Here is a 23,590-nt window from a genome sequence, read left to right as displayed (position 1 = left end):
AATAAATAATTAAAGTTTAGCAGTATATTGTTAACAAAAAATTTCAGACCCACTAAGGTAATAATTTTTGGCTTTGACTCATAAAAAAACGCATAGAAACCTGTTCTATACGTTTTAAAAGTAATATAGTATGAATATTATCCTCTACTGTTGTAGTTTGGTGCTTCTTTAGTGATTTGGATATTGTGAGGATGCGACTCTCTCAACCCGGCACCAGTGATGCGGATAAATTTCGCTTCTTTCAGTTTAGCAATGGTCGGAGCTCCACAATAACCCATCGAAGCTCTCAATCCTCCAATGTATTGATAAACCACTTCCGCTAAGGTTCCTTTATAAGGTACGCGTCCCACAATACCTTCTGGTACCAATTTTTTGATATCCGCCTCCACATCTTGGAAATAACGGTCTTTAGAACCTTTTTCCATAGCTTCAACAGATCCCATACCACGATAAGACTTGAACTTACGTCCTTCCAACAGGATAGTTTCTCCAGGAGCTTCCTCCACACCGGCAAACAATGATCCTGCCATAATAGTATCCGCACCGGCAGCTATAGCTTTGGCAATGTCACCGGTCTGCTTGATACCTCCGTCAGCAATCACCGGAACGCCGCTACCTTTCAAAGCTTGTGAAACTTGGTAAACAGCATATAGCTGTGGAACTCCCACTCCGGCAATAATACGTGTAGTACAGATAGAACCAGGACCTATACCCACTTTTACGGCATCAGCTCCCGCTTCAGCCAACGCCTTTGCCGCCTCTGCTGTGGCAATATTACCTACGATAACCTGTAGGTCTGGATATTTGGCTTTCACCTCTTTAAGCTTATTGATAACGCCTAAAGAATGTCCGTGCGCCGTATCAATGGTTATGACATCCACCCCTGCAGCTACCAAGGCATCAACACGCTCGATAGTATCTACCGTAACACCTACGGCAGCACCTACCAACAGACGACCGTGCTCGTCTTTCGCAGCGTTAGGATAGTGTTTATATTTTTGGATATCCTTGAAGGTGATAAGCCCTTTTAATATATAGTTCTCATCGACAACAGGAAGCTTTTCGATTTTATAATTTTGAAGAATTTCTTCTGCTTTTAATAAGTTAGTACCCATAGGAGCTACTACCAAATTGTCCTTGGTCATAAGCTCATTTATAGGTCTGCTCATATCTTTTTGGAAACGTAAATCCCGGTTGGTTACTATACCTACCAATTTTCCGTTGTTATCTATCACCGGAATCCCACCAATTTTGTGTTCGCGCATGATGCTGAACGCATCACCTACCGTAGCATTTTCCGATAGAGTCACAGGATCCTGAATCATGCCGCTTTCCGAACGCTTTACTTTGCGCACTTCGGCAGCCTGTTGCTCTATCGTCATATTCTTATGCAACATTCCAATACCTCCGGCCTGCGCAATAGCGATAGCTAAATCGGATTCGGTAACCGTATCCATTGCGGCAGACACCAAAGGAATATTTAGTTTGATTTTTTTAGTAAGATAAGTACTCGTATCTACGTCTCTAGGTAAGATTTCAGAGTAAGCTGGTATTAATAATACATCGTCGTATGTAAGACCTTCAGCTATGAATTTTTGTGGATCTAATTGCATGGCAAATACCTTAAATGGGTTTTCTATTTGCCGGACAAAGATAATACATTTTTTTCAATTTATGATAATAAATTTTGACTTTACCCGAAAACAAAAGCAAAAAAAGTTAATCCTGATATGCTATTCTCTCCTCTCCACCTCTATAATACTATGCTGTTATTCTTATTGATTCATAAAAAATTTAACAAAATAAAATTGAGCTAAAACGCTATAATATAAACTTTTAAAGCAATCGTAACAATTTTATATAACCGTAAAAAATATATAAATATAGAATTGGCAACATATTTGCTGCTGTAACGGAAACCGAACCCGAATATATGAAGGTTCTATTAACACTTAAATTAATAGTATATGAAAAAATTATTTCTACCATTAATCGCAGTTGCCGCTTTAACATTCGGCGCGTCGGAAGCTAAAGCACAAGCCCCTTTCAGATCTGCATTGGGTGTAGTATTTGACGGTAACGATGGAGCCAACGTAGGTATCCAATACAAAACGGCTTTAAACGGTCCTCAAGCCTTACAATTGCAAGCAGCTTTCCGTAACAGCTGGGTGTCATTAGGTGCAGACTGGCAATATGAAAGACCAATCAGCGGTGCTGAAGGTCTACACTGGTATGCTGGTGTGGGTGCTCAGGTAGGTTTCATTACAGAAGATGTACCTGGAGACAAAACTTTCGTAGGGTTACGCCCTCAAGTAGGTTTAGAATACAAAATTCCTACTATTCCGTTTGCCCTTCACTTAGACTATAAACCATATTTAGGCTTAATCAACCATAGTGGTTTTACAGGTGATGGCTTCACATTCGGTATTAAATATGTATTGAAATAAAAAAAATTATTTTTTTTAGAAGGGAATCTTGAGGATTCCCTTTTTTATTATCCCAATATTTTCAGCCATTTACAAACTCCTTCTCTTCTAAAAACGTATTTGTTTTCTTTCTACATTTTTTTTATACCTTTGCGAAACTTGTTAAATATTTTTATCATTACGTTGCAATAAAATCATAAACTATATCAAACTAATAGAAGACTAAAAAAATGCAGAGTAAAGGGCTGATTAAATTTTTGGTAGCCGTATTGACACTAGCCTGTCTGTACGCACTATCATTTACGTTTGTTACACGAAAGGTAGAAAGAGAAGCTGCCGCATATGCCGGTGGCGACATTGCGAAAGAAAAGGCGTATTTGGATTCCATCGCCGGAGAAGTCGTGTACAATTTGGGTTTTGCCAAATACACGTACAGAGAATGTAAAGCACAGGAACTTCCATTAGGTCTTGACCTAAAAGGTGGTATGAACGTTACCATGGAAATATCACTGGAAGAGCTTATCCGTAACCTGGCAAACAATCCACAGGATGAGAAATTCAACGCCGCATTGGATGCAGCAGTAAAGAAAAGCAAAACCAGCAACAAATACGTTGTGGATTTGTTTATCGAAGAGTATAAAGCCTCAGGCGCTACTGCTACCCTAGCTTCGTTTTTCGCAACTAAAGACAACGCTAACTTTATCAAAAACAACAGTACAAACGACGAAGTAAAAAAATTCTTGCAAGTAGAGGCGGATAACGCTATTCAGAACTCTTTCAAAGTACTTCGCACACGTATTGACAAGTTCGGTGTAGCATCTCCTAACATTCAAATCCAACAAGGTACTAACCGTATCTTAATCGAATTGCCTGGAGTAAATGATGCTGAACGTGTAAGAAAACTTTTACAAGGGTCGGCAAAATTAGAATTCTACGAAACTCATGATAACCTTCAAATCTATCCTCTTTTAGAGACAATCAACAGAACGTTGGCAGCTTCATTGAAAGACAACAATGCTGCAACTAAAGATTCAACAAAAGCGGATTCTACAAAGAAGGACAACTTGTTGGCAAACTTAGCAGGCAACAAAGCGAAGTCTGATTCGGCTGCCGCCGTGGCCAACCTTGCTGCACAAAACCCATTGTTCAGCGTTTTGATGCCTTCAATCTATCAGACTGCTGACGGTCAACAACAGTTGGCTCCAGGTCCTCAAGTAGGTATCGCCGCCTTGAAAGATACGGCTAAGGTAAACGCTTACTTGGCAAGACCTGAAATCAAAGCTTTAATCCCTGCTAACGTAAAATTGTTGTGGGCCGTAAAACCGGAAACCCGCACACAAAATTTCTTAGCTTTATACGCTATCAAACCTAGCACTCCTGATGGGGGCGCCGCTTTGGCGGGAGACGTAATCACAGACGCTAAAGATGACTTCAACCCACAAACCAACGCACCAGAAGTTACTATGCGTATGAACTCATACGGTGCTAAGGAGTGGCGTAGAATCACTGCAAAAGCATCTCAAAACAAAGAAGCTATCGCCATCGTATTGGATAACGTAGTGTATTCAGCACCTACTGTACAGTCTGAAATCGCAGGAGGTAACTCTTCAATCTCAGGAAACTTCACTATCGAAGATACCAAGGACCTAGCAAACGTATTGAAGTCTGGTCGTCTTCCTACTACGGCGAAAATCGTAGAAGAAGCTATCGTGGGTCCTTCCTTAGGTCAGGCAGCTATAGACGCCGGTATCAGCTCGTCGATCATCGCATTCATCGTGGTGATGGTCTTCATGGTGGCTTATTACAACAGAGCCGGTTGGGCAGCAAATATCGCCGTAATCTTCAACGTGTTCTTCTTGATGGGTATCTTAGCATCACTGAATGCGGTATTAACCCTTCCTGGTATTGCGGGTATCGTATTGACCATGGGTACCGCCGTGGATGCCAACGTGCTTATCTACGAACGTGTACGTGAGGAGTTGCGTAACGGCAAGTCTATACGTCAGGCAATTGCAGACGGTTACAAACACGCTTTGCCTTCTATCCTTGACTCACAGATTACTACCTTCTTAGTAGGTGTAGTTTTATTCTTCTTCGGTTCAGGACCTATCTTAGGTTTCGCAACGACCTTGATGATCGGTATCATCACCTCACTGTTCACCTCTATCTTCATCTCTCGCCTTGTTTTCGAGTTCATGTTAGAAAGAGATATGAAGATCAACGTTTCTTTCCCTTGGTCGGCAAACACCCTTGTAGGTGCCAACTTCCAGTTCATTAAGAAACGTAAAGCCTTCTACATTGTCTCTTTAGTTGCTGTAGCGATCTCCTTGATCTCTATCTTCACTAAAGGGTTCAGCTTAGGAGTAGATTTCCAAGGTGGACGTACTTACACCGTACGCTATGAAAAACCTGTAGATTTGGAAGAAGTGCGTAAAAACTTGAACGACGTATTCCAAACCAATACTGAGGTTAAAACGTTCGGTAGCTCTAACCAAGTACGTGTGACAACCACTTACCATATCCACGAAACTTCGGATGAAGCAGATGCTGAAGTATTGGCAAAACTAAACGAAGGTCTTTCAAAAATTTCGGGCAACAGCCATGAAATCATGTCTCAGCAAAAAGTGGGTCCTTCGATCGCTTCAGACATTTCTAAAAGAGCAATATGGTCCGGTATTCTTTCATTGATTATTATCGCTATCTATATCTTAGTGCGCTTCCACAAATGGCAATATTCTGTTGGAGCCGCAGTATCTACACTGCACGATGCTATCATCCTTCTAGGATTGTTCTCAATCTTGGATGGTATCGTTCCTTTCTCATTGGATATTGACCAACACTTTGTGGCAGCATTCTTAACGGTATTGGGTTACTCCGTAAACGATACTGTGGTGGTGTTCGACCGTATCCGTGAAGATATCAACAAAGCTGTCGGCACACACAAAAATTTCGGAGATGTGGTAAACCACGCTATCAACACTACCCTAAGCCGTACTATCATCACATCTTTGACAATCATCTTTGTGTTAGTAGTATTGTTCATCTTTGGTGGTGAGGTAATCAGAGGATTTGCATTCGCTATCTTAGTAGGTATCATAGTGGGTACATATTCTTCTATTATCTTGGCAGCTCCTACCGTTTACGATCTTGCGAAAAACAATAGCGACATCGCTAAACCTAAAGCAGCACAACCAAAAGTTGTAACGCCATAATACTTCAACACTGTAAAAGTTATAAAAAAAATGGCTGCCCTGAGGGCAGCCATTTTTTTATCACAATTTCATCATAAATAAAAGCCATACCTTTATGGATAATAATTTTTTATAGATTTGTGTAAACACAACTTTTTAGAATGAAAAAAATGTTTATCTCTACACTTTTCTTAAGTGCACTGGTAGGATTGACCAACTGTTCAAATTCGGGAAACAGTCAAAACACAGAAAACCAAGATACTGCTACATATCAGGAATCAGCATATTCTCAGGAAGCACCTTCAACGCAGCCACAACAAGCACCAGAGCTTCCCCAAAAAGAACCGGCACAGAGTATTCCTGAGTTCAAATTTTATAAAGTAAAATCAGGTATCTCATTCACCAAACAAGATATTCCTAAAGGAAAGAAGACTGCTTTTATCCTTTTTGATCCGGGATGTAGTCACTGTCAGGTCGAAGCGGGACAACTAGCAAAGAACTATAGCAAAATAAAAAACATAAACATCTATTTTGTGTCTATGAATGACCCTGCATTGATGGCCAACTTCCTTGAAACCTTTGCCAAAGAGTTGGTTGGTAAACCTAATGTGGAAGTCTTGTACGACAGAAACCAAGAATTCATTCAGAAGATACACATACCAAAGCAGTTTCCTGCCAACTACATTTATACGGCAGAAGGTAAACTGCAAACCTATTGGGATGGTAGCAGAAGTATTGATAAAATAATAGCAGACTATACTAAATAATAAGACAAAGAAATGAGAATAGCAATTAACGGTTTTGGACGAATTGGAAGACATACGCTCCGCAATTTGTTCAACAGAAGATTGCGCGATATCGACGTCATTGCTATTAATGATTTAACGGATACCACAACCCTAGCCCATCTTTTTAAATATGATTCCGTACACGGCCCCTTCCAGGGTGAGGTAGGCTGCGACGAACAGCATATCATCATCAACGGAAACAAGATTCTGGTGCTGAAAGAAAAAGATCCGGAAAAGCTACCATGGCAAGAACTCGACATAGACGTGGTAATAGAGTCCACAGGACGTTTTACAGCCAAAGATAAGGCAGAATTACATCTTGCTGCCGGCGCCAACCAAGTGGTCGTTTCCGCCCCATCACCAGATAAGGATATACCCACAGTAGTACTAGGAATCAACGACAAAGAATTCGATTGGTCTGCCCCTTTATTTTCGAATGCATCCTGTACAACCAACAATGTAGCTCCACTCGTGAAAATTCTGGATGAAAACTGGGGAATTAAGGATGGCTATATCACCACAGTACATTCCATGACGGGAGATCAGAATTTGCACGACGCTCCTCACCGCGACCTGCGTAGGGCAAGAGCAGCCTCTTCCTCCATCATTCCTACCACCACAGGAGCTGCCAAAGCTATCACCAACGTCTTCCCCCATCTGGAAGGCAAGCTGGGTGGTGCGGGCATTCGCGTCCCTGTACTCAACGGATCCTTGACGGATTTTACCTGTACGCTGAAAAAAAAGACTACAGTAGAGGAAATAAACAACACCTTTAAACAGGCCGCCGCCAATGACCTGAAAAGTGTGTTATTCTATACCGAAGACCCTATAGTGTCGGTGGATATCATCAATAACCCTTACTCCTGCATCTTTGATGCCAAGCTTACCTCTATAGTAGGTGGGCTAGTGAAAGTTGTAGGCTGGTATGACAATGAATTTGGGTACTCTAACAGATTAGTTGACATTTTAGCTATATTAAGCACCAGATGATACGTTTTATACGTCCCGAGCAAACTTTACCTCTACGTTCCTTGGTACTCCGAAACGGACTGCCGGAGGAACAATGCCTTTTCGAACACGACCTCTTGCCTACCACCTTCCATCTCGGATACTTCGATGACAACAATCAGTTAGTATGTATTCTAACCTGCATGAAGGAGGACCACGGAAAGCTGCCAAAACCGGCATACAGACTCCGCGGTATGGCCACACATCCTGACCACCGAAGGAAAGGTTATGCTGCCGAATTGCTAAACGCAGCCATAGACCACCTGAAAAAACAACTGGACATAGACTATCTTTGGTTCAACGCCCGAACGGTCGCTTTTCCTTTTTACGAATCGCTGGGATTCGAATACATGTCGGACGAATTCGATATCCCAGGTATAGGCCCTCATAGAGAAATGTTTAAATTATTATAAAAGAGCAGGCATTTTCAACAAAAGCCTGCTCTTCTCACTTATTCTAATTTATAGGAATACATTCACTACATCTCTCCTTCTACCCCCAGACCAAACAATGCAAAATCATATTTCACCGGATCTTGGGCATCCAGCTGTAACAAGTTGTCCGTGAGCTCTACAGCGGTCTTCCATGTTACCTTATCCATGGTTATGAGATGAAATTTTCGTGCAACACGCTCCACATGAACATCACATGGACATATAAGCCGCGAAGGAGATATCCTTTTCCAAATACCGAAATCCACTCCCTGCTCGTCATGTCTGACCATCCAGCGCAAAAACATGTTCAATCGCTTGCAGGTAGATTTCTGTGCTGGAGAACTGATATGTTTCTTGGTACGCAAAGGATAATCCGGCAAGGAGAAAAAGTAATTTTTAAATTCGTTCAAAGCCTTTTCAATTGAAATAGCGTCTGGCGCCACATCTTCCTGACCTATGAGAAAAGCATCTTCCAATGACTCAAAACGACTATAATGATAACGAAAGAAAGAAACGAAATATAGCAAGTCTGTATCATTGAACGTACGATGTTTGAACCCTAAAAGCCTCTTAAGATCTTCTTCTCTGTGGGTAAGAATAAATTCATAAGGTTGCCCTTCCATACGCTCCACAAGCTCTCTACACTTATTGATAATGGTCTTGCGCTGTCCCCAAGCCAACACCGCGGCAAAAAAACCCATAATCTCTATATCCTGCTTTCTCTCAAACAGATGAGGAATACAAACCGGATCATGGTCTATAAAGCCTGGACGATTGTACTGGAGGACCTTCTTATCCAAAAACTCTTTGAGGTTAAAATCCAACATGACACTAAAAATTTAAAGGAGACGGAAAGAGATAACTGTAATTCAAATCACGTACTATAGCAGAACCATCGACTATCTTCTGAAAAGATGGGTCCGCCACCAAAGAAGAAGGCAAAGCAAATCCATATTTTTTCGCTGAAGCCAGGATGACTTCCTTTTTCTTCGGATGTTCGGGGGCCACGATATTATAAAGGGTAGATTTCAACTCGCTCTCAAAACCTGATAAAATAAGCCCGACCACGTCATCCACGTGTACAAAGTTGGCCGGTTGCTCTCCCGTCGTACATATCTTGTGCTGAAAGTATTTGGCAAAAATGCGCTCTTTGCCAAACAGCCCTCCCAACCTATAAATCACTGTATTGTTTAAGGATACAAACTGCTCCGCGCCAAGTAAACGCAAGTTTAATTTTTCGGAATAGGATTCCTCAAAAACGCCATCCTCATCCGGATAAATACCTACCGAACTCAGAAAAATCTGCTTGCGAAATGAAATAGCCTCCAAAAACTTCCTTACTCTTCGAAATCGGGCAAACACCTTTTCTTCCGAACTTCTGGAACTCGCGGGAATACTATTTAATACGAAATCAAATTTTGCCGGAAAATGAGGAATTCTTTCCTCTTGGTCGAAGTCGACCACAGCAGTGTTCCACCCCATAGCGGCAAGACGCTGTCTCTTCTCTTCGGAAGTGCATGTCACATAAACATCCACCCCGTCTTTCTTATAGCTTTTGGCAACCTCTTCTCCTACCCATCCGCAACCTAATATCAGAATTTTCATATGACGAAGTTAAACAAAAAGAGCAAAGAAAAATTCTTTGCTCTTCCCAATATCGTAAAGATATATTTATTAATAAGCTTTGGCGAATAACACACGACCTTTCGAAGGCTTGCCAGTGAAAATACATACTCCCTCTTCCTCTTGGAAGTCTAAAGGAATACATCGGGTGGTAGCTTTGGTTTCTTCTTTTACACGTTTTTCCGTTTCTACTGTACCATCCCAATGACAAGAGATAAAGCCCCCTTTGGTTTCCAACACTTCCTTAAACTCTTCGTAAGAGTTTACTTCTGTGATATGCTCATCACGGAACTTAAGAGCCTTTTGGTAAATCGTTTCTTGGATTTCCTGAAGAAGAGCCACGATTCGTGTGCTCAGACCTTCCTGCGACACCGTTTCCTTGGTTTGCGTGTCACGACGTGCTAGTTCTACCGTACCATTCTGCATATCGCGAGCACCGATAGCCACACGCAGAGGCACCCCTTTAAGCTCCCATTCGGCAAACTTAAATCCAGGACGTTGTGTATCACGGTCATCATACTTAACCGAAATATCGTTGGCCTTCAGTTCTGCCGACAACTTTTCTACATAAGCGTCAATATTAGCCTTCTCTTCGTCAGTTTTGTAAATAGGCACAATAACCACTTGTATTGGAGCCAGACGTGGAGGCAATACCAACCCTTTGTCGTCCGAATGCGCCATAATCAAAGCTCCCATCAGACGCGTAGAAACACCCCATGAGGTTGCCCATACATACTCTTGTTTGCCTTCTTTAGAAGTGAATTTTACGTCGAAAGCTTTGGCAAAATTTTGCCCCAAGAAGTGGGATGTTCCGGCCTGTAAGGCTTTACCGTCCTGCATCAATGCCTCGATAGTGAACGTTTCCAACGCTCCGGCAAAACGTTCGTTTTCAGTCTTGCGACCACGGATAACAGGTACTGCCAATGTTTTTTCGGCAAACTCGGCATATACTTCCAACATCTGTTTGGCTTCAGCTATAGCTTCTTCCGCGGTAGCATGTGCTGTATGTCCCTCCTGCCATAGAAACTCGGCTGTACGCAAGAATAATCGCGTACGCATCTCCCAACGCACCACATTGGCCCATTGGTTCACTAGAATAGGAAGGTCACGGTAGGACTCTATCCACCCTTTATAGGTATTCCAGATGATAGTCTCTGATGTTGGGCGCACGATAAGTTCTTCTTCCAGCTTGGCATCTTCATCCACCACGATATTACCGGTGCCGTCATTCTTAAGACGGTAGTGTGTCACCACAGCACACTCTGTAGCAAAACCTTCTACGTGGGAAGCCTCTTTAGAAAAAAAGGATTTAGGAATAAATAAAGGAAAATAAGCATTGCTATGTCCCGTCTCCTTAAAACGCTTATCCAAGATGGACTGCATTCTCTCCCAAATAGCGTATCCATAAGGCTTGATGACCATACATCCCCGTACAGCTGAATATTCTGCCAAATCAGCCTTAATTACCAAGTCGTTGTACCACTGTGAGTAATCCTCACTTCTGCTTGTTATTCCTTTACTCATTTCCTTATTTGCTTATTTAATGACTGTATTTCAGAAAAAAGGTCACTATGCAACCAAAAAAGTGCGGTAGTGAAAAAAATATTTATATTTTTGAACGAGGATTAAACCTTTTCAAAAATACGCGTCTAAGTTAATAAAAAGACATTGGATTATCCATACACATAGCCATAAAGTGTCATGAAAACGAAGAGAACCATAATAAGTTGTTTAGCGATAACAGCAGCCTTGGCAATCAGCTCTTGTTCTACAAGCAGACAGATTGCCTATAAGGATGACGTGTATAATAACCGTCAAGCTAATACTGAACGTCCAACAGTATACCAAAGTCCGGATTATTATTATTCGGATGAGGAATACAATAACCAAAATAACAGTAGCTATTACGCTGACGAATATTCTGACGAAGAGTATGAGGACGGATATGAAGAGCTGGAATACGCTAACCGTATCAACAGATTTTACTATGCCGCTCCTGGTTTTACTTATTTCGACCCCTTTTTTGATCCTTGGTTTGGATATCCGGGCTATGGATTAGGATGGTATTCATGGAATTCCTGGAGATGGAATGCGGGATGGTATGGCTTCGGATGGTCTTATCCTTACTATTCGTTCTATTGGAATTGGGGATACCCTTACTATTATGGTTCTTACTGGGGATATAACTCCTACTATAACTATTGGGGACATCCGTATTATGGCTATGGTTACGGACCTGGATATAGCCATGTAGTAACAAGACCTACCTACCATTCTACACGATCGCTCAACAGAGGAAATTACGACACTCGTTTGACTGTCAACAATCGTCGTGGCACAACGTCCTCTAATCGTGCTACCGTATCACGCAGTGTGAATAGAGATCAAAACGGTCGTATCGTCACTACCTCACGCTCTACACGCCGTAACGAGGGTACTGTAAACAGAAGCGTATCGTCCAGAAGTTCAGAAGGTCGTTCGACGACTTCCAGAACAGTATCGGATAGAAGTACGACTACACCAAGAAGTACCACTTCGGACAGAAGCAGTTCAAACAGATCTACGACGTCAGGTAGCTCAAGAAGCACTACGCCAGACAGAAGTGTAAGACCTACGACACCTCCAAGCCGTTCAAGCAATGGCTCGGATAGCAGACCTACCTACACCCCTACATCACGCTCTACAGGAGGTTCGTCTAGCTCTACCTCTTCTAGTTCCGGAAGAAGCTCCTCAAGCTCTTCTTCATCGGGCTCTTCGTCTAGATCGACAAGAAGATAATAATCTACTATATGATAAAGACAGCCAGATCTATTGCATCTGGCTGTTAAATACTTCATTATATCTACGTAAAAAAAATATGAACATCAAAAACGTTGTTTTGCTAGCCTTATCTTTAGGGGCCGGTTATCAGACCTCTTGGGCACAATCAGTAGACGATGCTTTTACCTTTTCTCGAGATGACAACTCGGGTTCAGCACGTTTTAAAGCGTTAGGAAATGCCCAGACCGCACTTGGTGGAGACATTTCTTCCATCAACGGTAACCCGGCAGGTCTTGGCTTCTTTTCGCGGTCGGATGCTAGTATCACATTCGATTATATGCACAACAGTAACGGAACAAGCTTCCTAGGCTCTAATTCAACCAGTAAAAAGAGTCATTTCGGCATCTCCCAGGCTGGGGTCGTCCTCGCACTACCTACCATTAATCAAATCAAGAACTATAGAGGCTGGCAAAGCTTTGGTTTCGGCATTAGCTATAACAGAAAGCAAAATTTCAACAATACGTTACAATACTCCGGGGTAAACAATGAATCTTCCTATGTGAATAGCCTTACGGACCTAATGGAAAACGACGCCACCTTCCGTTCAGACTTTAAAAATTCTAATCTGGTAGAACTTTTTGCAAATCCAGAAAATGGGTATTTCCCTCTTGCGGTGGAAAGAGACAATAAAGATCAATACAATGATCTTTTCACAAAAGGAGCACACAGCAATATAGCTATTAGTTTAGGAGCCAATTACAACAATAATCTGTATATAGGTGCGAGTATTCGTACTTCCTTCTTTCAATACGATAAAACAAAAGTTTTCGAAGAATACGGATGGACTAAACGTGCTAATGAAGTAGCCCAAGACAATCCGGACTCACCATTTGCAGATCCTAATTCGAACACTTACAAACGTTTTGGTGACAAGAATTATGAGCTATACGACGAGTATTGGCAAAACACAGAAGGCAAAGGTATAGATTTCAAATTAGGCTTAATCTATAAACCTACCGCGGACATCAATTTTGGTTTGACAGTTACAACACCTACTTGGCTTACCATTAATGAGTCAACGGAAGCTTTTACTGATGTGGATTTTTACGAAGATGCCACCTCTTCCACACCTTTAAGTTCTTATGAATCCAACCTGTATTCAAGCCAAAGCGAATATTACATGAATACTCCGTGGAAATTTTCTGTGGGAGCTACCAAATTTCACAGCAGAGGCCTTTTAACTGCAGAAATAGAATACGTGGCATATAATACCACCACTTATTCTGTAAAATATGGAGCGGATGTGTATGGAGAAATTAATAATGGCATTAAAGAATCGTTGAAAGGTACTTGGAATCTTAGACTCGGAGGAGAATATCTATTTAATAATATCCTTAGTGGCCGCGCCGGATTCAACTACTTCGGCAACGCATTCAAAGGCTCCGAAGAGACCAACCTTAATGCAAGCTTGGGACTAGGAATTAAGTTGAGTAATTCGGCTTATCTGGATTTCGCAGTGGTTCACAACTATAATTCTTATAGTGTGGCTCCTTATACTTTAAGTAATTTCTGGATAGACAGAGGAATTTATGAGCCTATCGCCAACTTAAAGCACAATAAAACAAACGCTTTAATTACCATAGGAACAAAATTCTAATATCCATAAAGATATAAACACAAAAAGCGAAGGAAATTCCTTCACTTTTTGTGTTTATGAAGTGCCGCATTATCCTTTTCCACAAATGATAGTCTGAATCCCTAAAGAATCAAATCGGTCCAAATAAGGCTTCGGTATGTCGTCGCTGATGATGACATCTATCTGCGAATAATCCGTTATCTTTCCGAAACTTTTACGCCCAAATTTACTAGAGTCAGCAAGGACAATAACTTGATGGGCTACAGAAATCATCTTTTGGTTGAGTAGGGCTTCCTGAGCGCTGGTGGTAGATATACCATATTCCAAATCGATACCGTCTACACCAAGAAACAGCTTGGAGCAGTAAAACTGGTCCAGAATCTGCATCGCATAAAGTCCCGTCACCGAAGAAGAAGTGTGTCGTACAGAGCCCCCGAGCTGTATCACTTCCACATTGGCATGCTTAAGCAATTCAAAAGTCACATTCAATGCCGACGTCACGACGGTAAGATGGCCCTGCGGTACTATTTCCCTAGCCAAGAACTGCGTGGTAGTTCCCGACCCTATGATGATTGAATCGTTTGCAGTTACAAATTTGGATGCCGCCCTGGCTATAGCCTGCTTCTCTTTCTCATGGATTTTCTCCTTCTCTATTACCGGCCTATCGGTCTGATAGGGATTTTGCTTGGTGACTCCACCGTGTGTGCGGTACACCAGACCTGAGTCTTCCAAAAACTGCAAATCCTTACGGATTGTTACAGAAGAAACTCCCAAGATATCGCACAGTTCCACTACGGAAACATGGCCTTTTTTGTTTACTAGCCTTATAATATGCTGGTGACGTTCGACATTATTCATATAGTCTAATATAATATAAAATAGACTAGCAAACCAAAATAAAAAAATATTATCTTCATTTTCTTTCGTTTATTTTCATTTTTTTCTAATTTTACTTTAAAACCGAAAGACAATACAATCATTTTGCTATGAAATTTACCAGAAACGATTCTTTATCTACAATTGAAAACACCAAAGAATGGGATATAGCGATTATAGGTGGTGGGGCTACAGGCTTAGGTATAGCCGTAGACGCTGCCTCGCGTGGATATAAAACACTACTTATTGAAAAACACGATTTTGCGAAAGGAACTTCAAGTAAGAGTACAAAGCTAGTACACGGTGGGGTCCGCTATTTGGCTAATGGAGACGTAAAATTAGTGATTTCAGCGTTGAAAGAACGTGGTTTGATATTCAAAAATGCGCCTCACGTCTCATTTGTACAAGGTTTTGTCATTCCATCATATAATATATTCAGCAAATATAAATTCCTTATAGGTCTGAAACTTTATGATTGGTTGGCCGGAAGACTTCGTATTGGGAAATCAACTTTATTAAGCAAAAAAGAAGTAATTAATAAGCTTCCGAAAGTAAACCAAAAGAATCTGATCGGTGGTATTCAATATTTTGATGGTCAGTTTGACGATGCTCGCTTGGCATTAAACTTGGGCCAAACAGCGTGTGAACATGGCGCTACCATATTAAACTATGCTGAAGTTACAGGCATACTCAAAAACGGAGAAGGTAAAGTGGAAGGCATCGAATTCGTTGACAGAGATACAAACAAAAAATATACTGTAAAAGCAAAAGCTGTCATCAACGCGACAGGTATTTTCGTGGATGATATCTTAAAGCTGGACACTGCTACACATAAAAACTTGGTTCGACCTTCACAAGGTACACACATCGTAATTGATAAAAAATTCTTGGGTAAGGAAGATGCACTAATGATTCCCGAAACCAGCGATGGCCGCGTATTGTTCGGTGTGCCATGGCATGACAAAGTATTGTTGGGAACTACCGACACTCCGCTGAATGAACACAAAATAGAACCAAGACCTCTGGAAGAAGAAATTGAATTTATCCTTAATACAGCTGCTGACTATTTGGAAAACCCTCCTACACGTAAGGATGTGTTAAGTGTATTTGCGGGTTTAAGACCTTTGGCCGCACCTAAGGATAACGATGGTAACAGCACAAAAGAGATCTCTCGCGACCACAAACTAATAAAGAGCGACTCAGATCTTATCACCATCACCGGAGGTAAGTGGACAACATACCGCAAGATGGCCGAAGAAACAGTAGACATGGCTATTGCTGTAGGAAAATTAATTCCTAAAGATTGTAAGACACCCCACCTGCCTATTCACGGCTATTCTACAGAAAAGAGAGCAGGACACTGGCAGGTATACGGCAGCGATGCAGAAAAGATCCAAGCATTGGTAAAAGAAAATCCAAGCTTAGGCAACAAATTACATCCGGACTTTGAATTTATTGAGGCAGAAGTAATATGGTCTTGCCGCAACGAAATGATCTACAATGTGGAAGACTTCTTGGCTAGACGGGTACGCTTCTTACTGTTAGATGCTAAGGCATCATTGCAGGCTGCACCACGTGTGGCACAGCTTATGGCTCAAGAGTTGGGCAAAGATCAGGCTTGGATTGATGCACAGCTTGAAAGCTATAAAAATCTAGTAGCAAATTACACGCTCTAGTGTTCAATTACATTAAAGATAACCAATAAACTAAATTACGATATGAAGAAAGAATTTATTCTTTCCTTAGATCAAGGTACCACAAGCTCCCGAGCTATACTCTTCAATCATAGGGGAGAAATTGTAGAGATAGCGCAGAAGGAGTTCACTCAGATTTATCCTAAATCGGGGTGGGTAGAACATGATCCGCAAGAGATATGGTCCACGCAGCTAGCAGTGATGACCGAAGTTATAGCGAAAGCTAACGTCAAGCTTGAAGCTATCAAAGGAATAGGTATCACCAATCAACGTGAGACCACTATTGTATGGAACCGTAAAACCGGAAAGCCGATATACAATGCTATAGTTTGGCAGGACCGACGTACCGCAGACTACTGTAAAGCTATAGCAGATCGAGGTCTTGATAAACTTATTCAGGAAAAGACCGGATTGCTGATAGACTCTTATTTCTCGGCATCCAAAATCCATTGGATACTGAATAATGTGGAAGGGGCCAAAGCAATGGCTGACCGAGGAGAACTGGCATTCGGCACCGTAGATTCATGGTTGGTATACAACCTTACCAAGGGAGAAAAGCATGTCACTGACGTGACCAACGCCTCTCGCTCCCTCCTACTCAACATCCACACATTGGAATGGGATGACGAGTTGCTGGAACTTTTTGAAGTTCCAAAATCTATGCTGCCACAAGTGTGTAGCAGTTCCGAACTTTACGGGCATACCTCATTAGAAATAGGAAACGTCAACATACCTATTGCAGGCATTGCCGGAGACCAGCAGGCTGCCTTATTCGGACAGCTTTGTACCGAACAAGGCATGGCGAAAAACACATATGGTACCGGCTGCTTCATGTTGATGAACGTAGGAAATAGGCCGGTCATCTCGAAAAACAAGCTGGTAACTACCGTCGCCTGGAAAATAGGAGATCAGGTAAACTATGCTTTGGAGGGAAGTATCTTCATTGGTGGTGCTGTAGTACAATGGCTTAGAGATGAACTGGGAATAATTAAAACATCTGCTGAAGTAGAAAAGCTGGCAACAAGTGTATCGGACACCAACGGTGTGTACCTTGTGCCGGCTTTTTCAGGTTTAGGTGCTCCGCATTGGAATGCTAATGCCAGAGGCATCATCGTAGGGCTATCGCGAGGTTCCAACGATGCTCATATCGCTCGTGCGGCTCTGGAAAGCATTGCTTATCAGACCTATGACATCCTCAAAGCCATGGAAAATGATGCCGGAAGTAAGATTCAGGAATTGCGGGTCGACGGAGGTGCTACCAACAACAACTTCCTCATGCAATATCAAGCTGATATTGTCCAGACAAAAGTTATACGTCCTGCCGTGACAGAAACTACAGCTATGGGAGCAGCCTTTTTGGCCGGCTTGGCAGTAGGCTTTTGGAAGGATATCGAGGAATTGAAAACTTTATGGAAAGAGGACAAAGTTTTTGATTTCCGCAAAGACGAAGGACAATATGCTGCTGCATTGAAAGAATGGAAACGAGCGACCGAGACTGTAAAGTTTTGGGCTAATTACAAGTAATAATTTTAAAACCACGAAATTATGACACCAATATTAGCAGAATATCTTGGTACAGCCGTAATGATTCTTTTGGGAGGAGGTGTTGTGGCCAACGTAGTACTCAACAAGACCAAGGGAAACGATTCCGGCTGGATAGTTATCTCCACAGCATGGGCTCTCGCCGTGTTTGTGGGCGTAAACATAGCCGCTCCATATAGTGGAGCTCACCTTAACTGTGCGGTAACCCTTTCTGTGCTCATGAGCGGAGAGATGGATTTCAGCACAGCTCTTCAGTATATGGCAGCTCAATTTGCTGGTGCCATGACAGGAGCGTTTTTCGTATGGGCTATGTACAAAGACCATTTCGATCAGACAGAGAATATGCATGCCAAACAAGCTGTCTTCTGTACTGCTCCAGCTATAAAAAATCTTCCTAGAAATTTGTTGAGTGAAACGTTAGGTACTTTTGTACTAATTTTCACGATTCTAAATTTCCAGGACGCTACGCTTAATCAAGACACCCCAACAACTATAGGTTTAGGCTCTATAGGAGCGCTGCCTGTAGCATTCTTGGTGTGGGCCATAGGCTTATCTTTAGGCGGAACTACCGGTTATGCTATAAATCCGGCAAGGGATTTAGGACCTCGCATTATTCACGCCTTGCTGCCTATAAAAAACAAGGCTTCTTTCAATGCGGAATATGCTTGGATACCGGTAATAGGTCCTATGTTGGGAGCAGCTCTAGCAACACTTCTATACTCGGCAATAATTAAATAAAGGAGGAAATAAAAAGATATTTAAAACAAACAGATAACTAAAACCAAAAGGATAACCAAATATTATAGCTTAATATTAGCATAACATTATGCTAATATTGGCTTTGCACTTTTAGCAAAAAAATAAACAATTAGACCTATGATACAAAAAATGAAACGGAGAAAGGAGCACAAATCTTTTCGTACCAAAATCCTTCTTATGGCATTTGCTGCCTGCCCTCTGTTGGGGCCTGCTTATGCAGCAACGTACAACAAGGATAGAGTAAAGTTTGTACAACAAACCATAAGAGTAGCAGGTAAAGTGGTTGATGCCAACACTAATCAGGCTCTATCTAATGTATCCATCTATGTAAATGGCAAGTCAGTTACTTCGACCAAGGCTGACGGTTCCTTCGTGGTGGATGCCGTAGCTGGTGCGGAGCTTAGATTTTCGTTGATAGGTTACACCACGCATGTACAGAAATTCAATCAAAGCGCAAGCAATATCACTATCTCTCTTCAAGATTCCAGCCAAGATATCGAAGAGGTAGTTGTTACGGCGTTAGGTATCAAACGTGAACAGAAAGCCTTGGGATATTCCGTTACTACGGTTAATAACGAAGAGCTGACTGACGCTATGGCAAACAACTGGACTGAAGCCTTGTCGGGAAAAGTAGCAGGACTTAACCTTGTGAAGTCAGGTGGTGGCCCTGCTGGTACCAACCAGATTATCCTTCGTGGAGAGACCTCTCTAAGTGGTGAAAATGGTGCATTAATCGTTGTGGATGGTGTAGTAATGGGTGGAGGTACTCAAATGACAGGTAACGGTAACAGCAACTATCAAGATGCCGACTCTCCGGTAGACTTCGGTACTAGCTTAGCCGACATTAACCCAGACGACATAGAGTCTATATCGATTCTGAAAGGTCCTGGAGCTTCAGCCCTATATGGTTACCGTGGTGCTCGTGGAGCGATCATCATCACTACCAAATCGGGACAGAAAAACCAAAAAGGATTAGGCATAACAGTAAACTCTAACACTTCTGTAGGAACGATCAACCGTTGGCCGGATTATCAATATGAATACGGACAAGGGGTAAGAGGTGCCGGTGGTGACCTTTACTATTCTTACGGTCAATCGGCCGATGGTCCAAGTACATATAGTACTTCTTCTGCGTGGGGTCCTAAATTTAACGGCCAGATGTATTATCAATATACACCTGGATATTACCGTACCACTCCACCGGAGCGTACCTTATGGCAAGCCTATCCTAACAACAGAAAAGAGCTGTTTGACCCTTCATTCACAACCACAAACTCTATTTCGGTTTCAGGAGGTAACAACTCTACAACAGCCAGAGTATCTTATACCAACGTTTATAACTCCTGGATCGTTCCTAACACAGGATATCAAAGAAACAGTGTGGCTGTAAATGTGGTTCACAAATTAAGTGACAAGTTGTCTATTTCACCTAAACTAACATATAACAATAGAAACAGTGACAACCTTCCGAATACAGGTTATAACAACCAAACCTATATGTATTTCATAAGAGGTATGGTTCCTAACTTCAATACGGAATGGTTCAAACCGGGATGGTTGCCAGACAGAGAAGGTATTGAGCAGATCACCCCATTCTCCAACCTACTAGACAACCCATACGTGATTGCTTATGAAATGCTCAACGCTCAGAATAAGCATCACTTCATAGGTAACGTTCAAGTCGACTACAAGTTCAATGACTTCTTCAGCATCATGGCTAGAACAGGTATTGACTTCAGCTTCGACAAACGTAAACAACGTAGACCATTCGACACCTATCGCTATGCTCAAGGTTTTTACAAAGAGCAAAACGTATTCAACCAAGAGATGAACTCCGACTTCTTGTTGAAATACAACAATGATAAAGGAGAGGTGTTCAAATTCTCGGTAAGTGCCGGTGGTGCTTTCATGAACAGAAAGTATGATAAAACAGACTATGCGACCAACAAGCTTGTAAACCCTAATGTTTACAACTTCTCAAACTCGGCTGAAAACTTAACATATAACCCTTACCGTTCAGAAATCGCTGTACACAGTGTGTTCGGTATGGCTAACTTCAGCTACAAAAACTGGTTATTCTGGGATTTCACAGGTCGTGTTGACTGGGCAAGTACTCTTGCGTCACCTATTACGAACAAGGTACCTCACTTCTTCTACCCTTCTTTCAACATGAGTGCGGTGTTGAGCGACTTGTTCGAGCTTCCTAAAAACATCTCTTTCTGGAAACTTCGTTTCTCAGCTGCCGGCGTCGGTGGTGGTGGTGACAAGAGTTACCTAAACTCCTATACGTATGATGTAGCAGATAACTTCTCTCCAGGTTTAAGAAACCCTCAGGTTATACCTAACTTAGACCTAAAACATGAAAACAAGGTATCGTATGAGTTAGGTACAGACTTCAGAATGTTCAAAAACAGACTGAATGTAGATCTGACAGTGTACAAAGCAAACAACTATGACCAAATCCTTCAAGTGCCTATAGATCCATCAAGTGGTTACCGTTGGCAAGTAATCAACGGCGGTAATGTGGCCAACAAAGGTATCGAGTTTTCTGCTTCGTACGACGTATTCAAGAAGAAAGACGGTTTCAGATGGAAACCTTACGGAAACTTCAACCTGTTCGATACAGAGATTGTTTCCCTTGCGGACAGTGTAAATAACATCGTATTGTCTACTATCTTCGGTAGCCGTGGTACAGTAGAAGCTCGTGTTGGTGGTAAATTCGGAGACTTATACGGTTTCGGATACGTCCGTAACGAAAACGGAGATATCGTATATGACGAATTCGGATTCCCATTAGCGTCATCGGAATTGATTTACTTAGGTAATGCCAACGCTAATTTCAAATGGGGATTCGGTAACGAATTCAGATACAAAAACTTCAAACTTAACATCCTTATCGACGGTCAAAAAGGTGGTGTAGGTTACTCGTTGACACATGCCGTACTGATGGAAGAAGGAAAACTTAAAAAGACTCTTCCTGGCCGTATGAACGGTATCATAGGTAAAGGTGTAGTGTCTGATGGCAACGGAGGATGGGCTCCAAACACCAAAGTGGTAGATGCGGGAGATTACTACTACGCACACTTCAACCGTGATCAGTTGGAAGCGAACACATTCTCTACCGACTTTATCAAGCTACGTGAAGTACGTTTTGATTACACATTCCCTAAAGACATCACTAGCAAACTTAAAGTTCAAAAAGCTGTTATTGGTGTCTACGGAAGAGATTTGTTAGTATTCTCTAACTGGCCGGCATTCGATCCGGAATTCGCTTCGTTGACAGGGGATAATATTCAAAAAGGTGCAGAAATCGCCCAATTCCCTTCAACACGTAACTTTGGTATTAACTTATCGTTCTCGTTCTAATATTTATGGCCATGAAAATTTTAAAGAAACTATCATATCTAGGTATTGTACTCCCAATGCTTGCACTTAGTACCAGCTGTACTAAGGATTTTGTGGAGATAAATACAAACCCTAACGCCAGTACGGCGGCAAGCCCTCAGAGTTTGTTGGCGCCGGCGTTAGTGTCAACCATCAACTCTAACTTGGACCGTTGTTTCAGAATCAACAACGAGTTCATGCAAGTGACAGTAACGCTGGTAGACTCTCGTGAGTTTCAGCGCTATGAAGTACGTCCATCAGAGTCGGAACCACTTTGGAGAAACTGGTATCTTCAGCTGACCAACTTCCGTGATATTTATGAGACTGCAGAACATGGTCAGCAGGCAGGTTACCAGACTTTCCAAGGAATATCCTTAATCTTGGACACTTGGGTATCATCCCTTATCACGGACATGTTTGGTGATGTGCCATATTTCGAAAGTAACCTAGGAAAATATGGCAACACTACACCTAAATTTGACGCACAGAGAGACATCTACGAAGACCTATTCCGTAAACTGGATTCGGCCAATGTACTGCTATCGGCCAATGTTAACCTTCCATCGGACCTTGCTAGTACAGACCCAATCTATGGTGGTGTCGCCAACAAATGGAGAAGATTCGGTAACTCGCTCTACCTACGTTTGTTGATGCGTGTGGCTCACAAATCGGACATCGATGCGGTATCTAAAATCACACAAATCGTAAGCAACCCTTCAACATATCCGTTGATGGCTAGCAACGACGATTCGGCAGTACTTTACTTCACCGGCTCACTACCTTATGTGACACAGTTCTATAACGCCCGCGACTATGACTTCAACGGCGATAAAGGTTATTCGCAATTCTTCATCAACAGCTTGTTGGATCTTAAAGACCCTCGCCTACCGGTATGGGCAACAGAAGCATCATTAGGTTTCTATTCCGGTATGCAGAGCGGTTATCCAAAAGGTTCTGTTCCAGACAGACAGTCTACCCTTCAGCTGGCACTTAAAACTGAACCTCGCTTGGGTAACATCATGAACTATGCCGAGCTACAGTTTATCCTTGCCGAAGCGGCTATCAAAGGTTACATCACCGGCAATGCAGATACCTATTATAGAAATGGAGTTAACGCTTCCATTGCGTTCTGGGATAAGACAATTACTAACGATTATTTCAACAACCCTGCCGTTAACTTATTAGAGACCGATGACCAGACAGACCAATTGAAGAAAGTATATCTTCAACGTTATTTCTCCATGCTGTTCACAGACTTCCAACAATGGTACGAATACAGAAGAACAAACGGCATGTTGGATTTGTATAAAGGACCTGGTCTGTTGAATGGTGGAAATATGCCTGTACGTTTGAATTATCCTTTAATTGTACAGTCGCTAAACAGAGCTAACTATGAGGATGCTGTAGCCCGTCTGGGTGGTAAAGACGATATCAATGGTAAAATGTGGTGGCAACCTTAATAAATAGAA

16 protein-coding genes are annotated in these 23,590 nt (G+C 42.0%); 11 read left to right on the top strand and 5 right to left on the bottom strand.

The window, feature by feature from the left end; all coding sequences use genetic code 11:
• Positions 1-137 precede the first annotated feature (137 nt).
• Entirely contained in the window at positions 138-1,613 is a 1,476-nt protein-coding gene (guaB, locus tag ABD873_RS03115) for an IMP dehydrogenase (RefSeq protein WP_345064521.1), read from the bottom strand.
• Positions 1,614-1,967: 354 nt separating this feature from the next.
• Here guaB and ABD873_RS03110 point away from each other — a divergent pair, with 354 nt between their 5' ends.
• The 5 genes from ABD873_RS03110 to ABD873_RS03090 all read left to right on the top strand — a co-directional run bounded on the left by ABD873_RS03110 (position 1,968) and on the right by ABD873_RS03090 (position 7,826).
• Entirely contained in the window at positions 1,968-2,447 is a 480-nt protein-coding gene (locus ABD873_RS03110) for a hypothetical protein (RefSeq protein ID WP_345064518.1), read from the top strand.
• Positions 2,448-2,656: 209 nt separating this feature from the next.
• Complete coding sequence (secDF, locus tag ABD873_RS03105) at positions 2,657-5,638, top strand: protein translocase subunit SecDF (RefSeq protein WP_345064515.1); 2,982 nt, start codon at positions 2,657-2,659, stop codon at positions 5,636-5,638.
• Positions 5,639-5,778: 140 nt separating this feature from the next.
• The gene (locus ABD873_RS03100) at positions 5,779-6,384 is read left to right on the top strand and encodes a peroxiredoxin family protein (RefSeq protein ID WP_345064512.1); all 606 of its coding nucleotides are present in this window, start codon (positions 5,779-5,781) and stop codon (positions 6,382-6,384) included.
• A gap of 12 nt (positions 6,385-6,396) precedes the next feature.
• Entirely contained in the window at positions 6,397-7,395 is a 999-nt protein-coding gene (gap, locus tag ABD873_RS03095; RefSeq protein WP_345064509.1) for a type I glyceraldehyde-3-phosphate dehydrogenase, read from the top strand.
• Positions 7,392-7,826, top strand: a complete 435-nt coding sequence (locus ABD873_RS03090; RefSeq protein ID WP_345064506.1) for a GNAT family N-acetyltransferase — start codon at positions 7,392-7,394, stop codon at positions 7,824-7,826. Before gap ends, ABD873_RS03090 begins: the two co-directional genes overlap by 4 nt.
• Positions 7,827-7,891: 65 nt before the next feature.
• On the opposite strand, the gene ABD873_RS03085 is transcribed toward ABD873_RS03090, so the two are convergent.
• From ABD873_RS03085 to proS, 3 genes are all read right to left on the bottom strand, one after another.
• On the bottom strand, positions 7,892-8,674 hold the full coding sequence (locus ABD873_RS03085) for a TIGR02757 family protein (RefSeq protein ID WP_345064503.1): 783 nt from the start codon (positions 8,672-8,674) through the stop codon (positions 7,892-7,894).
• A 4-nt stretch (positions 8,675-8,678) separates the two neighbouring features.
• Entirely contained in the window at positions 8,679-9,452 is a 774-nt protein-coding gene (locus ABD873_RS03080) for an NAD-dependent epimerase/dehydratase family protein (protein WP_345064500.1), read from the bottom strand.
• Between the two features lie 69 nt (positions 9,453-9,521).
• Positions 9,522-10,994, bottom strand: a complete 1,473-nt coding sequence (gene proS / locus ABD873_RS03075; RefSeq protein WP_039052924.1) for a proline--tRNA ligase — start codon at positions 10,992-10,994, stop codon at positions 9,522-9,524.
• A 177-nt stretch (positions 10,995-11,171) separates the two neighbouring features.
• On the opposite strand from proS, the gene ABD873_RS13825 reads away from it, so the two are divergent.
• Entirely contained in the window at positions 11,172-12,248 is a 1,077-nt protein-coding gene (locus ABD873_RS13825) for a hypothetical protein (RefSeq protein WP_425568670.1), read from the top strand.
• A gap of 1,708 nt (positions 12,249-13,956) precedes the next feature.
• On the opposite strand, the gene ABD873_RS03065 is transcribed toward ABD873_RS13825, so the two are convergent.
• The gene (locus ABD873_RS03065; RefSeq protein ID WP_345064495.1) at positions 13,957-14,724 is read right to left on the bottom strand and encodes a DeoR/GlpR family DNA-binding transcription regulator; all 768 of its coding nucleotides are present in this window, start codon (positions 14,722-14,724) and stop codon (positions 13,957-13,959) included.
• Between the two features lie 128 nt (positions 14,725-14,852).
• Between ABD873_RS03065 and ABD873_RS03060 the strand changes: the two genes are divergently transcribed.
• The 5 genes from ABD873_RS03060 to ABD873_RS03040 all read left to right on the top strand — a co-directional run bounded on the left by ABD873_RS03060 (position 14,853) and on the right by ABD873_RS03040 (position 23,581).
• Positions 14,853-16,418 (top strand): glycerol-3-phosphate dehydrogenase/oxidase, encoded by a 1,566-nt coding sequence (locus tag ABD873_RS03060; RefSeq protein WP_345064493.1) that lies wholly within the window; start codon positions 14,853-14,855, stop codon positions 16,416-16,418.
• A gap of 42 nt (positions 16,419-16,460) precedes the next feature.
• Positions 16,461-17,960, top strand: coding sequence for a glycerol kinase GlpK (gene glpK, locus ABD873_RS03055; protein ID WP_345064491.1), 1,500 nt, complete (start codon positions 16,461-16,463; stop codon positions 17,958-17,960).
• 21 nt (positions 17,961-17,981) lie between these two features.
• Positions 17,982-18,716: an MIP/aquaporin family protein gene (locus ABD873_RS03050; protein ID WP_345064488.1), complete on the top strand. Its 735-nt coding sequence runs from the start codon at positions 17,982-17,984 to the stop codon at positions 18,714-18,716.
• 150 nt (positions 18,717-18,866) lie between these two features.
• The gene (locus ABD873_RS03045; protein ID WP_345064485.1) at positions 18,867-22,103 is read left to right on the top strand and encodes a SusC/RagA family TonB-linked outer membrane protein; all 3,237 of its coding nucleotides are present in this window, start codon (positions 18,867-18,869) and stop codon (positions 22,101-22,103) included.
• An 11-nt stretch (positions 22,104-22,114) separates the two neighbouring features.
• The gene (locus ABD873_RS03040) at positions 22,115-23,581 is read left to right on the top strand and encodes a SusD/RagB family nutrient-binding outer membrane lipoprotein (protein ID WP_345064482.1); all 1,467 of its coding nucleotides are present in this window, start codon (positions 22,115-22,117) and stop codon (positions 23,579-23,581) included.
• Positions 23,582-23,590: the final 9 nt, after the last annotated feature.

Source organism: Sphingobacterium thermophilum (assembly GCF_039541675.1).
Lineage (GTDB): Bacteria > Bacteroidota > Bacteroidia > Sphingobacteriales > Sphingobacteriaceae > Sphingobacterium > Sphingobacterium thermophilum.
The sequence above is the reverse complement of the archived record's forward strand: the minus strand, read 5'-3'. Positions and strand labels throughout refer to the sequence as shown.

Bases quoted from the DNA above. Each gene is read 5' to 3' on its own strand.
- guaB (WP_345064521.1), bottom strand. From the start codon at position 1,613: ATGCAATTAGATCCACAAAAATTCATAGCTGAAGGTCTTACATACGAC.
- ABD873_RS03110 (WP_345064518.1), top strand. From the start codon at position 1,968: ATGAAAAAATTATTTCTACCATTAATCGCAGTTGCCGCTTTAACATTC.
- secDF (WP_345064515.1), top strand. From the start codon at position 2,657: ATGCAGAGTAAAGGGCTGATTAAATTTTTGGTAGCCGTATTGACACTA.
- ABD873_RS03100 (WP_345064512.1), top strand. From the start codon at position 5,779: ATGAAAAAAATGTTTATCTCTACACTTTTCTTAAGTGCACTGGTAGGA.
- gap (WP_345064509.1), top strand. From the start codon at position 6,397: ATGAGAATAGCAATTAACGGTTTTGGACGAATTGGAAGACATACGCTC.
- ABD873_RS03090 (WP_345064506.1), top strand. From the start codon at position 7,392: ATGATACGTTTTATACGTCCCGAGCAAACTTTACCTCTACGTTCCTTG.
- ABD873_RS03085 (WP_345064503.1), bottom strand. From the start codon at position 8,674: ATGTTGGATTTTAACCTCAAAGAGTTTTTGGATAAGAAGGTCCTCCAG.
- ABD873_RS03080 (WP_345064500.1), bottom strand. From the start codon at position 9,452: ATGAAAATTCTGATATTAGGTTGCGGATGGGTAGGAGAAGAGGTTGCC.
- proS (WP_039052924.1), bottom strand. From the start codon at position 10,994: ATGAGTAAAGGAATAACAAGCAGAAGTGAGGATTACTCACAGTGGTAC.
- ABD873_RS13825 (WP_425568670.1), top strand. From the start codon at position 11,172: ATGAAAACGAAGAGAACCATAATAAGTTGTTTAGCGATAACAGCAGCC.
- ABD873_RS03065 (WP_345064495.1), bottom strand. From the start codon at position 14,724: ATGAATAATGTCGAACGTCACCAGCATATTATAAGGCTAGTAAACAAA.
- ABD873_RS03060 (WP_345064493.1), top strand. From the start codon at position 14,853: ATGAAATTTACCAGAAACGATTCTTTATCTACAATTGAAAACACCAAA.
- glpK (WP_345064491.1), top strand. From the start codon at position 16,461: ATGAAGAAAGAATTTATTCTTTCCTTAGATCAAGGTACCACAAGCTCC.
- ABD873_RS03050 (WP_345064488.1), top strand. From the start codon at position 17,982: ATGACACCAATATTAGCAGAATATCTTGGTACAGCCGTAATGATTCTT.
- ABD873_RS03045 (WP_345064485.1), top strand. From the start codon at position 18,867: ATGAAACGGAGAAAGGAGCACAAATCTTTTCGTACCAAAATCCTTCTT.
- ABD873_RS03040 (WP_345064482.1), top strand. From the start codon at position 22,115: ATGAAAATTTTAAAGAAACTATCATATCTAGGTATTGTACTCCCAATG.